This is a genomic window from Streptomyces sp. V3I7 (assembly GCF_030817495.1).
Lineage (GTDB): Bacteria > Actinomycetota > Actinomycetes > Streptomycetales > Streptomycetaceae > Streptomyces.
On record NZ_JAUSZK010000001.1, the window covers coordinates 4,281,409 to 4,295,912 of the forward strand.

The 14,504-nt window shown below is 70.9% G+C and carries 15 protein-coding genes and 1 pseudogene; 12 read left to right on the forward strand and 4 right to left on the reverse strand.

Annotated features, from left to right (window positions below; translation table 11 throughout):
• Position 1 precedes the first annotated feature (1 nt).
• Positions 2-1,108 (reverse strand): pyruvate dehydrogenase (acetyl-transferring) E1 component subunit alpha, encoded by a 1,107-nt coding sequence (gene pdhA, locus QFZ74_RS20085; RefSeq protein ID WP_307622177.1) that lies wholly within the window; start codon positions 1,106-1,108, stop codon positions 2-4.
• A 119-nt stretch (positions 1,109-1,227) separates the two neighbouring features.
• On the opposite strand from pdhA, the gene QFZ74_RS20090 reads away from it, so the two are divergent.
• The gene (locus QFZ74_RS20090; RefSeq protein WP_373462490.1) at positions 1,228-1,737 is read left to right on the forward strand and encodes an Lrp/AsnC family transcriptional regulator; all 510 of its coding nucleotides are present in this window, start codon (positions 1,228-1,230) and stop codon (positions 1,735-1,737) included.
• Between the two features lie 74 nt (positions 1,738-1,811).
• Here QFZ74_RS20090 and QFZ74_RS20095 read toward each other — a convergent pair whose 3' ends face one another.
• From QFZ74_RS20095 to paaI, 3 genes and pseudogenes are all read right to left on the reverse strand, one after another.
• On the reverse strand, positions 1,812-2,468 hold the full coding sequence (locus QFZ74_RS20095; RefSeq protein WP_307622179.1) for a TetR/AcrR family transcriptional regulator: 657 nt from the start codon (positions 2,466-2,468) through the stop codon (positions 1,812-1,814).
• 24 nt (positions 2,469-2,492) lie between these two features.
• The gene (paaK, locus tag QFZ74_RS20100) at positions 2,493-3,839 is read right to left on the reverse strand and encodes a phenylacetate--CoA ligase PaaK (RefSeq protein WP_307622180.1); all 1,347 of its coding nucleotides are present in this window, start codon (positions 3,837-3,839) and stop codon (positions 2,493-2,495) included.
• A pseudogene (gene paaI / locus QFZ74_RS20105) lies at positions 3,836-4,217 on the reverse strand (hydroxyphenylacetyl-CoA thioesterase PaaI). The gene paaK and the pseudogene paaI overlap by 4 nt, the downstream one beginning before the upstream one ends.
• Before the next feature lie 138 nt (positions 4,218-4,355).
• Between paaI and paaN the strand changes: the two are divergent.
• The 11 genes from paaN (at position 4,356) to QFZ74_RS20160 (ending at position 14,300) form a co-directional block, all read left to right on the forward strand.
• Positions 4,356-6,065, forward strand: a complete 1,710-nt coding sequence (gene paaN / locus QFZ74_RS20110; protein ID WP_307622181.1) for a phenylacetic acid degradation protein PaaN — start codon at positions 4,356-4,358, stop codon at positions 6,063-6,065.
• Positions 6,058-7,254, forward strand: a complete 1,197-nt coding sequence (locus QFZ74_RS20115; RefSeq protein WP_307622182.1) for an acetyl-CoA C-acyltransferase — start codon at positions 6,058-6,060, stop codon at positions 7,252-7,254. Before paaN ends, QFZ74_RS20115 begins: the two co-directional genes overlap by 8 nt.
• Positions 7,251-8,003, forward strand: coding sequence for an enoyl-CoA hydratase/isomerase family protein (locus tag QFZ74_RS20120; RefSeq protein WP_307622183.1), 753 nt, complete (start codon positions 7,251-7,253; stop codon positions 8,001-8,003). The genes QFZ74_RS20115 and QFZ74_RS20120 overlap by 4 nt, the downstream gene beginning before the upstream one ends.
• A complete protein-coding gene (locus QFZ74_RS20125; protein WP_307622184.1) occupies positions 8,000-8,857 on the forward strand; it encodes a 3-hydroxyacyl-CoA dehydrogenase family protein in 858 nt (285 codons plus the stop codon). Before QFZ74_RS20120 ends, QFZ74_RS20125 begins: the two co-directional genes overlap by 4 nt.
• Positions 8,848-9,633, forward strand: a complete 786-nt coding sequence (locus QFZ74_RS20130; protein ID WP_307622185.1) for an enoyl-CoA hydratase/isomerase family protein — start codon at positions 8,848-8,850, stop codon at positions 9,631-9,633. The genes QFZ74_RS20125 and QFZ74_RS20130 overlap by 10 nt, the downstream gene beginning before the upstream one ends.
• 87 nt (positions 9,634-9,720) lie before the next feature.
• A complete protein-coding gene (gene paaA / locus QFZ74_RS20135) occupies positions 9,721-10,707 on the forward strand; it encodes a 1,2-phenylacetyl-CoA epoxidase subunit PaaA (protein WP_307622186.1) in 987 nt (328 codons plus the stop codon).
• The gene (gene paaB, locus QFZ74_RS20140) at positions 10,704-11,009 is read left to right on the forward strand and encodes a 1,2-phenylacetyl-CoA epoxidase subunit PaaB (RefSeq protein ID WP_307622187.1); all 306 of its coding nucleotides are present in this window, start codon (positions 10,704-10,706) and stop codon (positions 11,007-11,009) included. Before paaA ends, paaB begins: the two co-directional genes overlap by 4 nt.
• A 12-nt stretch (positions 11,010-11,021) precedes the next feature.
• Positions 11,022-11,885, forward strand: a complete 864-nt coding sequence (paaC, locus tag QFZ74_RS20145) for a 1,2-phenylacetyl-CoA epoxidase subunit PaaC (protein WP_307622188.1) — start codon at positions 11,022-11,024, stop codon at positions 11,883-11,885.
• On the forward strand, positions 11,882-12,394 hold the full coding sequence (paaD, locus tag QFZ74_RS20150) for a 1,2-phenylacetyl-CoA epoxidase subunit PaaD (RefSeq protein WP_373462416.1): 513 nt from the start codon (positions 11,882-11,884) through the stop codon (positions 12,392-12,394). The genes paaC and paaD overlap by 4 nt, the downstream gene beginning before the upstream one ends.
• Complete coding sequence (gene paaE / locus QFZ74_RS20155) at positions 12,394-13,524, forward strand: 1,2-phenylacetyl-CoA epoxidase subunit PaaE (RefSeq protein WP_307622190.1); 1,131 nt, start codon at positions 12,394-12,396, stop codon at positions 13,522-13,524. Before paaD ends, paaE begins: the two co-directional genes overlap by 1 nt.
• 8 nt (positions 13,525-13,532) lie before the next feature.
• Entirely contained in the window at positions 13,533-14,300 is a 768-nt protein-coding gene (locus QFZ74_RS20160) for an enoyl-CoA hydratase/isomerase family protein (RefSeq protein WP_307622191.1), read from the forward strand.
• Positions 14,301-14,504 lie beyond the last annotated feature (204 nt).

Sequence of the window (14,504 nt, forward strand, 5' to 3'; positions counted from 1 at the left end):
GTCAGTTCTCCTGGGCGTCGAGCTCGGATGCCAACAGCGCACGCTGCTCGCGTAGTTGAGGGGTGGGTTCGGCGAAGACATGCTCGAACAGCTCAAATGCGTCCGCCTGCACGTCGGCGTTCATGCCCGCGCGTACGGTCGCGGCCAGCGCCTCGGCCTCCTCCTGGACGGCGTCGACGTCTGCGTCGGTGATCACGCCCTGGGCGCGCAGATGGGTCTCCAGCCGGGTCAGCGGGTCGGCCGCCGCCCAGGTCTCCACTTCGTCGGCCTGGCGGTAGCGGGTGGCGTCGTCGGCGTTGGTGTGCGCGTCCATGCGGTAGGTGTGCGCCTCGACCAGGAAGGGGCCCTGTCCGGAGCGGGCGTGCTCGACCGCGGCGGTCAGCACGGACAGCACCGCGAGCAGGTCGTTGCCGTCGACCTGCTCCGAGCGCATGCCGTAGCCGATGCCCTTGTAGGCCAGGGCCGGGGCCGCGCTCTGCCGGGCAAGCGGCACGGAGATGGCGTACTTGTTGTTCTGGACGAAGAACACCACGGGCGCGCGCAGTACGGCGGCGTAGTTCAGCGCCTCGTGGAAGTCCCCCTCGCTGGTGCCGCCGTCGCCGATGAACGCCATCGCCACGCCGTCCTCGCCGTTGCGGCGCAGGGCCTCGGCCATGCCGACGGCGTGGATGGTCTGGGTGGCCAGCGGGGTGCACTGGGGGGCCACCCGTACCGCTGCCGGGTCGTAGCCGCAGTGCCATCCACCCCGCAGCAGGGTGAGCACCTGCATGGGGTCCAGTCCTCGGGAGACCAGGGCGACGGAGTCACGGTAGGTGGGGAAGAGCCAGTCCTGCGCGCGCAGTGCGAGGACGCCCGCGATCTGGCAGGCCTCCTGTCCGCGGCTGGAGGGATAGACAGCGAGCCGGCCCTGCTTGGTCAGCGCGGTGGCCTGGGTGTCGAAGCGGCGCCCGATCACCATCCGGCGCCACGCCTCGCGCAGCAGGTCGTCCGGCGGGCGGGTGTAGCCGGCCGGGGCCTTGACGGCGGTGCCGTCCTCGGCCACGAACCGCACCGGGGCAAGGGACGGCAGAAGGCCGTCGACTGCCTGGCGAAGGGCCCTCACGGACATGGCGACGCTCGCTTTCTGTGGACACTGAGTACACGGATGCTCGCCTGTGCTACATATGTGTTCAAGCCTTCGCGAAAAGCGGCGACGTATTGCCGTACATGCGACTTGATTGGGGAAAAGTGTCGACCGAAGAGGAGTCCGAGGTCGTTGGCGCCGGACGTTTTGCCGCCCATCTGGATCCGATCGACCGGGCGATCATCGCGGAGCTGCAGGGTGACGGGCGGATCTCAGTCCGGGCGCTGGCCGACCGGGCCCACATCTCGCGCGCCAACGCCTACACGCGGATCGCGCGGATGGTCGACGACGGCCTGATCTCCGGCTTCACCGTGCAACTGAACCCGGCCAAGGCGGGCCTGGGCACGACCGCCTATGTCTCGGTGACCATCGACCAGACGGCCTGGCGCACGGTGTCCGCCAAACTCCAGGAGATCCCGTTCGTCGAGCACATCGCCCTCATGGGTGGCGACTACGACGTCATGGTCCTGGTCCGCGCCCCGGACAACACTGCACTGCGGCACGTGGTGCTGGAGCGCATCCAAGGCACCCCCGGTGTGCGCGGCAGCCGCACCTGGCTGGTGTTCGAGGAAGCGCACGGACGTGGCGCCCCATGGGAGACCGCGGGCGTGTGAAAAGGCGCTTCACACCTGGCGGGACCGCATGCGGGCTTGCCGCACAGGGCCCTCATCGGCCCAGCCTGCCGAAGTCATCCCTCCTCGACCTTGGTGGTGTCCTCCCGGGCCCGGGGCTCAGCAGTGCCGCGCAGGCCATCGAAGAGGACGGTCACCAGGGCGTCGGCCAGGACCGTGACCGGTACTTCGCCGTCCGGGCGGTACCACTCGATGAGCGAGTTGACGCATCCGAACAGCAGACGACTGGCGAGGTGGGGGTCGATGTCGGCGCGCACACCACCCTCGGCCGCCGCGTCCGCCATCAGCACGGCGACACGGTGGTCGAACTCCCGGCGTCGCTCCAGCGCCCGCCGTTCGACCGGGCTGTTGCCACGGATTCTCAGCATCAGGGTCACGTAGGGGAGCTGAGCCGCCAGGACCTCCACGCTGCGGTGGACGATGTGCCGCAGACGGGCGGTCGCGCTGGTGGCCGACTCTTCATCTTCCTCGTCCAGGACGGCGAACAGGGCGTCCAGAGCGCGGGCGACGGCAAGGTCGAGGAGTTCCTCCTTGCCCGAGACATGGTGGTAGATGCTCGACTTGCTCAGGCCCAGAGCCTTGGCCAGGTGTTCCATGCCGGCGCCGTCGTAGCCGCGCTCGTTGAAGACGGCGACCGCGATCTCCAGGACGGAGTCGCGGTCGTAGACGGGGCGGCTGCGACGCTCGTTGCTCGGTGCGGGTATGGGGCTCATAGGGCCATTGTGGCAAGCAGGTCGTCAGGACCGGCGCAGGTCCCTGATCCGCTGGATCTTGCCGAGCGAGCGTTCGAGTGTCTCCGGTCCCACGATCTCCACTTCGACGCTCACGCCCACCCCGTCCTTGACGCCGCGGGCGATGGCACGGGCCGCCTCCTCCCGCTGCTCGGGCAGGGCGCCGGGACGAGCCTCCACGCGTACGGCCATGTGGTCCATGCGTCCGCGCCGGGTCAGCTGCACCTGGAAGTGCGGCGCCATGCCTTGCGTAGCCAGCACGATCTCCTCGATCTGGCTGGGGAACACGTTCACCCCCCGCAGGATGATCATGTCGTCGCTGCGTCCGGTGATCTTCTCGATCCTGCGGAAAGCGGGACGGGCCGTGCCCGGTAGCAGCCGGGTGAGGTCGCGTGTGCGGTAGCGGATGACCGGCAGGGCTTCCTTGGTGAGCGAAGTGAAGACCAGTTCGCCGCTCTCGCCGTCGGCAAGGACCGTGTCGGCGAGGGGGTCGACGATCTCGGGGAGGAAGTGGTCCTCCCACACGTGGAGCCCGTCCTTGGTCTCCACGCACTCCTGCGCCACTCCCGGCCCCATGACCTCGGACAGGCCGTAGATGTCGACGGCATGGATGCCGAGCCGGTCCTCGATCTCTCGGCGCATCGCCTCGGTCCACGGCTCGGCGCCGAAGATGCCCACCTTCAGGGATGTCGTACGGGGGTCGATGCCCTGACGCTCGAACTCGTCCAGCAGGGTCAGCATGTAGGAGGGGGTGACCATGATGATCTCGGGCCGGAAGTCCTGGATGATCTGCACCTGACGCGCGGTCATACCGCCCGACGCGGGAATGACCGTGCAGCCGGCCCGCTCGGCCCCGTAGTGGGCACCCAGGCCACCGGTGAACAGCCCGTAGCCGTAGGAGACGTGGACCTTGTGGCCGGGACGCCCGCCGGCGGCGCGGATCGACCGGGCCACGACGTCCGCCCACACGGACAGATCGCCCTCCGTGTAGCCGACCACGGTGGGCCGCCCGGTGGTGCCGCTGGAGGCGTGGACGCGCCGCACCTGCTCCATCGGAACGGCGAACATCCCGAACGGGTAGCTGTCGCGCAGATCGGCCTTCGTGGTGTACGGGAACCGGGCCAAGTCCTCCAGCGTGCGGCAGTCGCCCGGAGCGACCCCTGCCTGGTCGAACTTGCGTCGGTACAGTTCCACGTTCTCGTAGGCGTGGTGCAGGGTCTGCTTCAGGCGGGCGAGCTGGAGCTCGCGCAGCGCTTCGCGGTCCATCCGCTCGGCGTCGTCGCGCAGTCCGTCGGGCAGCGGTGCGCCCAGGCGCGGAGCGGGGGCAGGGGCGGTGGGCAGGGCTTGGCTCATGACGACTCCTTCGTCGTGGCGTGGGAGAGGGTGCGGCTGCGTCCGCGGAACTCCGCGGTCGGTTCCTGGCCGCGCAGCACGCGCACGTCATAGATGCCGCTGCGCCCGTACCGGGCCCGCTCGCGGGCCTCGGCATGGAGGACGTCGCCCTCGTGGGCGGGGCTGACGAAGTCGATGTCGGCTGCCGCTGCGACCGTGATGGGTCCGTAGCTGTTGCAGGCGCAGGCTGTCCGCGAGCAGGAAGAGATGGCCGCCGTGCGCGATGCGGTGCCCGTTGACCATGGCCGGTGTCACCGTCATCCGCACCACGGCCGTGCCCTCGCCGTGCTCCGGCAGTTCGATTCCCAGGCCGCTTGACGCCCGGTCGGCATCCAGCATCCTTCGCACCGGATCCGGGCCGGTCTGCGTGTTCTGCCTCACGTTGCTCACCCCCTTGCCTCCCGACCGAACGTTCGGTTAACGTGCGGCGGAGTCAAGTAATCAAGCAACGCCGCTGCCTGTCAAGAGGTGGAACGCATGCCATACGCCCCGTCCGCGTCGCCCGACTTCTTCGCCCGCCACAGTGATCTGCTGCAGCGGGCCGTCGAGGCGACGGCCCGCCGCGACTACTGGACGCCGTTCAAGGAGTCGCCGAGCACCAAGGCCTACGGCGAGCAGGCCCCCGCCGAGGGCGAGGCGGCCTTCCAGGCACACCTGGGCAAGCCGTTCGCGTTGGACGGCCACCCCGGCGAGGGCCTCGTCGAGGTCGCAGAAGTGTCGCCGTACGGGATGGAACTCCGCGTGTCGTACCCGAAGGTCACCGTCGAGCAGGCCCTGTCCGCGGCCGCTGCGGCGGCCGACACCTGGAGGGGAGCCGACCCCGATGTCCGCGTCGGTGTCGCGGCCGAGATCCTGGTGCGGCTGAACGCGGCGAGCTTCGAGATCGGCCATGCCGTGCACCACACCACCGGCCAGCCCTTCGTGATGGCGTTCCAGGCGGGCGGTCCTCATGCCCAGGACCGCGGCCTGGAGGCCGCCGTCTGCGCCTGGGCGGAGCAGAAGCGCCACCCGTCCTCGGCGCGCTGGAGCAAGCCGCAGCGCAAGGGCGGCGACCTGGCGATGCAGAGCCGGTACACCCCGGTGGGTCGAGGCAGCGCGCTCTTGGTCGCCTGCAACACCTTTCCGACGTGGAACGGTTATCCGGGCCTGTTCGCGTCGCTGGTGACCGGCAACCCGGTGATCGTCAAGCCGCATCCGGGCGCGGTGCTGCCGCTGGCGATCACGGTGCGGATCGCGCGGGAGGTCCTGGCTGAGGCGGGCTTCGACCCGAACGTGGTGGTCCTGGCCGCGGAGGCGGCGGGCGGCCGGGCGGCGGCCGAGTTCGCCCTCGACCCACGGGTGCGGATCGTGGACTTCACCGGCTCGACGCAGTTCGGCGACTGGCTGGAGGACAACGCCCGCCAGGCGAGCGTCTACACCGAGAAGGCCGGTCTGAACACGGTCATCGTCGACTCCACGGACGACTACCAGGGGTTGCTGCGCAATCTGGCGTTCTCGCTGTCCCTCTACAGCGGCCAGATGTGCACCACCCCGCAGAACCTCCTCGTTCCCCGGCACGGCTTCCCGACGGACCAGGGCCGCAAGAGCGCCGATGAGTTCGCCGCCGACTTGGGCGCCGCGCTGGACAAGCTGCTGGGCGATCCGGCCCGGGCCGCCGGCACTCTCGGAGCGCTCGCGAACGCGGACATCCTCAAGCGCCTGGAGGCGGCTGCCGGCCTCGGCACCACCGTCCACCCGTCGGCCGAGATCGCGCATCCCGAGTACGAGGGCGCCGCCCTGCATACTCCGTTGATCGCCCGCCTGGACGCGGCCGACCACGACACGTACACCCGCGAGTGGTTCGGCCCCATCTCCTTCGTCATCGGCGTCGACGACACCGCACACGCGCTGGAGATCTTCCGGCAGACGGTGGGTGCCCACGGTGCGCTGACCACCGCCGTTCACTCCACCAGCGAAGACGTGCTGGCCAAGGTGGAGCGTGCGGCGCTTCAGGTCGGTGTGCAGCTGTCGGAGAACCTGACCGGCGCGGTGTTCGTCAACCAGACGGCCGCGTTCGCCGACTTCCACGGCTCGGCCGCCAACCCGGCCGCCAGCGCCACGCTTACCGACGCGGCGTTCGTCACCGGCCGCTTCAACATCCTTCAGTGCCGCCGCCCGGCCACGAGCCAGGAGAACAGCCGTGTCTGACGAGGTCTACCTGATCGACGGGGTCCGAACCCCGCAGGGCCGCTACGGCGGCGCTCTCGCCGCGGCGCGGCCCGACGACCTGGCCGCCTTGGTGGTCGGCGAGGCGGTAAGCCGCGCCGCGATACCCGCCGAAGCGGTCGACGAGGTGATCCTGGGGGCGGCCAACCAGGCCGGTGAGGACAACCGTGACGTGGCCCGGATGGCGGCGCTGCTGGCGGGCCTGCCGCACACCGTGCCCGGCTACACCGTCAACCGCCTGTGCGCTTCGGGGCTGACGGCCGTCGCCTCGGCCGCGCAGGCGATCCGCTCCGGAGAGGCGGACCTGGTCGTGGCGGGCGGTGTGGAGTCGATGACCCGCGCCCCGTGGGTGATGGCCAAGCCCGGCACCCCGTGGGCCAAGCCGGGCGAGGTGGCCGACACCGCGCTCGGATGGCGGTTCACCAACCCCCGGTTCGCCGCCCGGGACACCCTCTCCATGGGGGAGACCGCGGAGGAGGTCGCCGCCCTGGACGGCATCACCCGCAGCGACGCGGACGCGTTCGCGCTGCGCAGCCACCAGCGCGCGATCGCCGCCCAGCAGGCGGGTCGCTTCGCGGGCGAGATCGTCCCCGTGGAGGTCACCGGCCGCAAGGGCACCACCACGGTCACCACCGACGAGGGCCCCCGCCCGTCCACCACCATCGAGCAACTGGCCTCCTTGCGCACCGTTTTCCGTGACGGCGGCATCGTGACGGCGGGCAACTCCTCGCCGCTGTCGGACGGCGCCGCCGCCCTGGTCGTGGCCGGTGCCGCCGCCGTGAAGAAGTACGGACTGACCCCGCGGGCGCGGATCACCGCCTCCGCCTCGGCGGGTGTCGAGCCGCATCTGATGGGCCTGGGGCCCGTCCCGGCCACCGAGAAGGTCCTCGCCCGCACCGGCCTGACGGCGGGCGAGGTGGACGCGGTCGAACTCAACGAGGCCTTCGCCGCCCAGGCCCTGGCCGTGATGCGCCGCCTGAAGCTGGATGAGGACAAGGTCAACGCGGACGGCGGGGCGATCGCGCTGGGCCACCCGCTGGGCTGCTCCGGTGCCCGCATCCTGCTCACCCTGCTGGGCCGGCTGGAGCGCGAGAACGGCCGGCGCGGTCTTGCCACCCTGTGCGTGGGCGTCGGGCAGGGCGTCGCGATGCTCGTGGAGCGCATGCGATGAGCGACTTCGAAACCCTTGACGTCGAAGAGCGAGCAGACCGCGTCGTGGTCACCCTGCGCCGCCCCGAGGCCCGCAACGCCATCAACGCGAAGATGATCGGCGAACTGCACCAGGTGTGCGAGCTGTTGGAGCGCCGGCCGCGGCTGCTGCTGCTCACCGGGCACGGTGGTGTCTTCGCCGGTGGCGCGGACATCGCCGAGCTGCGCGAGCGTGGCCGCGACGAAGCGCTGCAAGGGATCAACAGCCGGCTGTTCGAGCGGGTTCGCCGCCTGCCGATGCCGAGTGTCGCCGCGGTGGACGGCTGGGCGCTGGGCGGCGGCGCGGAACTCGCCTACGCCTGCGACCTGCGCATCGCCGGCCCTGATGCGGTGTTCGGCAACCCCGAGCCCGTTCTGGGCATCCTGGCCGCGGCCGGGGCGTGCTGGCGGCTGCCCGAACTGGTCGGCGAGTCGGTGGCCAAGCAGGTCCTGCTGGCCGGCCGCCGACTGGACGCACAGGCATCGCTCGCCTGCGGGCTGGTCCTCGACGTCGTCTCGGCCGGGCAGCTGCTGGAGGCCGCGCATGCCTTGCTGGACCGGATGGCCCGCTCCTCGGCGGCGGCCCTGCGCCTGACCAAGCTCGTCGTGGACCACCCCGGCGCCCATCCGGTCGCCGACGACCTGGCGCAGGCGGTGCTGTTCGAAGGGCCGGACAAGCAGGACCGGATGAGCCGGTTCCTGGCCAAGAGCACCCGAGGGAGCACCACATGACCAGCGCAGCACCCGCCCGCGTCGGCGTCATCGGCGCAGGTCGAATGGGCGGTGGCATCGCCCAGACCTTCGCGCAGGCAGGCTCCCGCGTCACCCTGGTGGACAACGGCGAGCAGGCCGCCCGGCAGGGGCTCGCCCGGATCACCGACTCGCTGCAGCGCGCCGCCGATCGGGGGCTGCTGAGCGAAGCGGCCGAGACCGTCGCGGCCCGCATCACCCCGGCCGCGTCCCTCTCCGACCTGCCCGCGGACACCGTCCTGGTCGTCGAGGCGGTTTTCGAGGACGCCACCCTGAAGGCCGGCATCCTCGCGGACGTCGAGAAGACGGTGGGGCCGCAGACGCTCCTGGCCACCAACACCAGCTCCCTGTCCGTCACGGAACTGGCCGCGGCCCTCGACCGCCCCGAACGCTTTCTCGGCATGCACTTCTTCAACCCTGTCCCGGCCTCCGCCCTGGTCGAGCTGGTCACCGCCCCGGCCACCGCCCGGGACACGCTCGAACGGACCCTGGATTTCGTCCACGCCTTGGGCAAGAAGGACGTGGTCGTCAAGGACTCGCCCGGATTCGCCTCCAGCCGCCTGGGCGTGGCCCTCGGACTCGAGGCGATCCGCATGGTCGAGGAAGGCGTCGCCGAACCCGAGGCCATCGACGACGCCATGACGCTCGGCTACAAGCACCCCATGGGCCCACTGCGCCTGACCGACCTGGTCGGCCTGGACGTGCGCCTGTCCATCGCCGAATACCTGCACGCCACCCTCGGCGAACGGTTCGCCCCGCCCCGGCTGCTGCGCGACAAGGTCGCCCGCGGCGAGCTGGGCCGCAAGAGCGGAAAGGGGTTCTACACATGGCAGTGAGCCAACGTGGTGCGACTCTTCGCCACCAGGACGGCGTGGCCGTCGTCGAGCTGCTGCGGCCCGCGCTGAACGTGCAGGTCAAGCAGGAACTTCTGGAAGCCGTCCGCCAGGCCGGTCAGGACGGCGCAGCGCGCGCGGTGCTGATCGCGGGCGGTACGAAGGCGTTCTGCGTCGGCCAGGACCTCGCCGAGCACGCGGCCGCCTTGGCCAAGGGCCCCGAAGCCGCGTTCGCCACCGTCCGCGCGCACTACAACCCGCTGATCGAAGCCGTACAGGCCATCCGGGTACCGGTGGTGGCCGCCGTCGAAGGCGCCTGCGTCGGCGCGGGACTCGGCCTCGCACTCGCTGCGGACCTGCGGGTGGCGGCCGAAGGCGCGAAGTTCGCCACCGCGTTCACCGGCATCGCCCTGGCCGCGGACAGCGGGCTCAGCGGCACCCTGGCCCGGCTGGCCGGCCCCTCCCGTGCGGCAGGGCTGATGCTGCTCGGGGAGCGCTTCACCGCGGCCGACGCCGAACGCTGGGGACTCGTCCACCAGGTCGTCGCCGACGGCACGGCCACCGAGGCCGGCCTGGCCATGGCCAACCGTCTGGCCCACGGGCCGACCCAGGCGTACCGAGAAGTGAAGGCACTACTGAAGGACGCCGCTACGGCGGACCCGGCCGAGATCCTTCAGCGCGAGGCCGACGCACAGACACGGCTCGGTGCCACCCGCGACCACCAGGCCGCCGTGCACGCCTTCCTCGCCAAAGAGCAGCCCCGCTTCAGCGGCCGCTGAACCACGACGTCTCCGGGCCAAGCCCGAACCCACACCCCCATCACACCAAACGACTGGCCCCGAAGGCCGGTCAGGAGGCTGATACCGATGACCACACCCGCATCGCCGCCGGATGCCGCTGAACCCCAGTTGCAGGAGGAGTTCGAGGCGACCATTGCCCACGACCAGCGGATCGAGCCGCGCGACTGGATGCCCGAGGGCTATCGCAAGACCCTGATCCGGCAGATCGCCCAGCACGCCCACTCCGAGATCATCGGCATGCAGCCCGAGGGCGAATGGATCACCCGCGCCCCATCGCTGCGCCGCAAGGCCATCCTGTTCGCCAAGGTCCAGGACGAGGCCGGCCACGGCCTGTACCTGTACTCCGCGGCCGAGACCCTCGGCGCCGACCGCGCCGACCTGACCGAACGGCTGATCTCGGGCCGCCAGAAGTACTCCTCCATCTTCAACTACCCCACCCCCACCTTCGCCGACGTCGGCGTGATCGGCTGGTTCGTCGACGGCGCCGCGATCTGCAACCAGGTCCCGCTGTGCCGCAGCTCGTACGGGCCCTACGCCCGCGCCATGGTGCGCGTGTGCAAGGAGGAGTCCTTCCACCAGCGCCAAGGCTACGAACTGCTCATGACGATGATGCGCGGCACCCCCGAGCAGCGCGACATGGTGCAGGACGCGGTGAACCGCTGGTGGTGGCCGTCCCTGATGATGTTCGGCCCGCCCGACGACAACTCCCCGAACTCCGCGCAGTCGATGGCGTGGAAGATCAAGCGGCACAGCAACGACGAACTGCGCCAGCGCTTCGTCGACATGACCGTGCCCCAGGCCGAGAAGCTCGGAGTCACCCTGCCCGACCCCGAGCTGCGCTGGAACGCCGAGCGAGGCCGCCACGACTTCGGCACCCCCGACTGGTCCGAACTCCAGCGCGTCATCGCCGGCGACGGGCCCTGCAACACCGAACGCGTCGCCCGCCGCCGCACGGCCCACCAAGAGGGCGCCTGGGTACGCGAGGCCGCGACCGCCCACGCCGCCAAGCGCGCCGACCGCTGCCGTAACGCGCAGGAAGGAACTGCCGCATGACCTCCGCCAACTCGACCACCACCGACGGCTGGCCGCTGTACGAGATCTTCGTGCGCGGCAAGCGCGGACTCAACCACGTCCACGTCGGCTCCCTGCACGCCGCCGACGACACCATGGCCCTCACCCACGCCCGCGACCTGTACACCCGCCGCAACGAGGGCGTGTCCATCTGGGCCGTGCGCTCGGACGACATCGCCGCCACCACCCGCGGTGAGAAGGACCCGTTCTTCACCCCCAGCGCGGACAAGGTCTACCGCCACCCCACCTTCTACGACATCCCCTCCGATGTCCCGCACATCTAGGAGCGCCGCGGCATGAGCGAGCACAGCGACGACCACGTCTACGCCTCCCTGACCGAAGACCACGGCGACGACGCCCGCTGGGCGTTCGGCACCGGCTTCGAGGACCCGCTGCACGGCGTCGACACCGCCGTGCCCGCCGGCACCGACACCACCGAACTGGCCGCGCTCTGCCTGGCGCTGGGTGATGACGCCCTCGTCGCGGCGCAGCGCCTGGCCCAGTGGTGCACCCGCGCCCCCGAACTGGAAGAGGAGGTCGCCCTGGCCAACATCGGCCTGGACCTGCTCGGCCAGGCCCGCCTGCTGTACGCCCGGTGCGGGCAGATCGACGGCAGCAAACGCGGCGAGGACGCCTACGCCTACTTCCGCGACGCGGCCGACTTCCGCAGCGTCACGCTCGCGGAACTGCCCAACGGCGACTTCGCCTTCTCCACCGTGCGCCTGCTGGTTCTCTCCTGCTGGCGGCTGGCCCACTTCACACGGCTGGCGGCCTCGGCGCCCGACCCGGTCGTCGCCGCGATCGCCGCGAAGGCGGTCAATGAACTCGCCTACCACCGGCAGTTCGCCGCCGACTGGACGCTGCGTCTCGGGGACGGCACTCCCGAGTCCCACCGCAGGATGCGTATCGCGCTGAACGACATCGCGCCGTACGTTCCTGAACTGTTCGTCTCCAGCCCCGGGTTCGGTGTCGCCGCGGCGGAGGTCGAGGATGAAGTTCGCGAAGTGCTGCGGCAGGTTCTGGAAGCCGCCACCCTCGCTCTGCCTGCGCTGCCACAAACGGCCGCGCGGGGCCGGGCCGGTGCTCACACCGAGCATCTCGCCCCGCTCCTGGAGGAGTTGCAGAGTGTCGCTCGCGCGCATCCGGAGGCGGCGTGGTGAGCACCGCCGACCTTGTGGAGCGCGCCCGGCAGGCGGCAGAACAGGTCCCCGACCCCGAACTGCCCATGCTCACCCTGGCCGACCTCGGAGTTCTGCGCGACGTCCTTGTCGCAGCGGACGGAACGGTCGTCGCCCGTCTGACGCCGACCTACTCGGGCTGCCCCGCGATGGCGGAGATGCGCACCGACGTCGCGAGGCGGCTGCGCGCGGCCGGGTTTCAGAAGGTGGAGATCCGCACCGTGCTGAACCCTGCCTGGACCACCGACTGGATCACTCCGGAGGGGCGGCGCAAACTCGCCGACGCCGGCATCGCACCCCCCTCCCCCGCACCGAAGCGGACCACGGGCCCCGTGGCGCTGGTGCTGTCGGCGACCCGCCCGGCCGTGGTCTGCCCGCGGTGCGGGTCGGCCGACACCGTCGAGACCTCACGCTTCTCCGCCACCTCCTGCAAGGCCCTGTGGCGCTGCGAGGCCTGCCTGGAGCCGTTCGAGTACCTCAAGGAGATCTGATGCCGCCCACCTCCACACGCGCTCCCCGAGCGGCGGTCGACGCCCCGGCGCCGCCCGCCTCTGCCCGGCGCCGCCCCGTCTTCCACCAGCTGCGCGTGGCGGCCATCACGCCCCTGTGCCCGGACGCGGCCGCCATCAGCTTCGAGGTGCCCGACGAACTGGCTGCCGCATTCGCCCACCGGCCCGGCCAGTCGCTCACCGTGCGCCGCACCGTCGACGGCCGCGACGAGCGCCGCTCCTACTCCCTGTGCTCGCCCGCGGGCGAGCCGCCGCGCATCGGCGTACGCGTGGTGCCAGGCGGCCTGTTCTCCTCCTGGCTTGTCCACGAGGTCCGCCCTGGCGACACCGTGGAGGTCATGACCCCCACCGGCACGTTCACCCCCGACCTGGGCGAGCCGGGCCACCACGTACTGATCGCGGCAGGCTCGGGCATCACCCCGATGCTGTCCATCGCGGAATCCGTCCTGGCCGCTCACGCCGACTCCCGTGTCACCCTGTTCTACGGCAACCGCAGCAGCGACACCGTGATGTTCGCCGACGAACTCGCCGACCTGAAAGACCTCTACCCCACGCGGTTCCAGCTCGGGCACGTCCTGTCGCGCGAACCCCGCGAGGCCGACCTGATGACCGGCCGCCTGGACGGCAAGCGGTTGACCGCCCTGATCAACGGTCTGATCGACGCCCACAGCGCGGATCACTGGTGGCTGTGCGGCCCGCACGGCATGGTCCAGGACGCCCAACACCTGCTGGCCGAACTCGGCGTCTCCGACGAACGCGTGCACCAGGAACTGTTCTTCGCCGACGACGCCCCCGATCCCGCCCCGCGCCGCGAAGAGGCCGCCGTCGACGGCCCCGTCAGCGAGGTCACCCTCGTCCTGGACGGCCGCACCACCACCGCTGCCCTGCCCCGCACCACGACGGTCCTGGACGCCGCCTCGCGCATCCGCCCCGACCTGCCCTTCGCCTGCAAGGGCGGGGTCTGCGGAACCTGCCGCGCGAAGGTCACCGACGGGGAAGCGGACATGCGCCGCAACTACGCCCTCGAACTCGCCGAAGTCGACGCCGGCTACGTGCTGACCTGCCAGACCTTCCCCGTCTCCGACACCCTCACCGTCGACTTCGACAGCTGAAAGCCCCCATGACACCCCGACTCGACATCGCCGACGGCGTGGCCACCCTGCGCCTGGACCGCCCGCCGCTCAACGCCCTCGACAGCGCTGTCCAGGACCGCATCAAAGAACTCGCCATCGAAGCCACGTCCCGCACCGACGTGCGCGCGGTGATCCTCTACGGCGGCGAGAAGGTCTTCGCCGCCGGCGCCGACATCAAACAGATGCAGGCCATGGACCACGCCACCATGACGGCACGCGCCCGCGACCTGCAGGACTGCTTCACCGCGGTCGCCCGCATGCCCAAACCAGTCGTCGCCGCCATCACCGGCTACGCCCTCGGCGGCGGCTGCGAACTGGCCCTGTGCGCCGACTATCGCATCGCCGCCGAGAACGCCAAGCTCGGCCAGCCCGAAATCCTGCTCGGCTTGATCCCCGGCGCAGGCGGTACCCAGCGTCTGGCCCGCCTCATCGGCCCGTCCAAAGCCAAGGACCTCATCTTCACCGGACGCCACGTCACCGCCGAAGAAGCCCTCACCCTCGGCCTGGTCGACCGCGTCGTACCCGCCAACGAGGTCTACGCGCAGGCACACGCCTGGGCGTCCCGGCTCGCCCGAGGCCCCGCGATCGCGCTGCGCGCCGCCAAGGAAGCCGTCGACACCGGCCTGTCCACCGACCTCGACACCGGCCTCACCATCGAGCGGGCGTGGTTCACCGGCCTGTTCGCCACCGAGGACCGCGAGATCGGCATGCGCAGTTTCGTCGAGGACGGGCCGGGGAGAGCCGAGTTCCGCTGAGCAGCCGGAGCGTGCGGTCATGCGGAAACCGGGCCCCGTCGGCCGTACAGGGGCAGGGGCAGGGGCGGGCTGCGGGCAGGCGCGCCCGCCTCCTCTCAGTGTTGAGCGACTCTCTGTGTGAGTACGGCGGCGGGGGCCGGCGACACTCTCGGTGTGCATGAGTGTTGATCTTGGTGGGGAGTGTGATCTCTGCTCGTGCGCGAC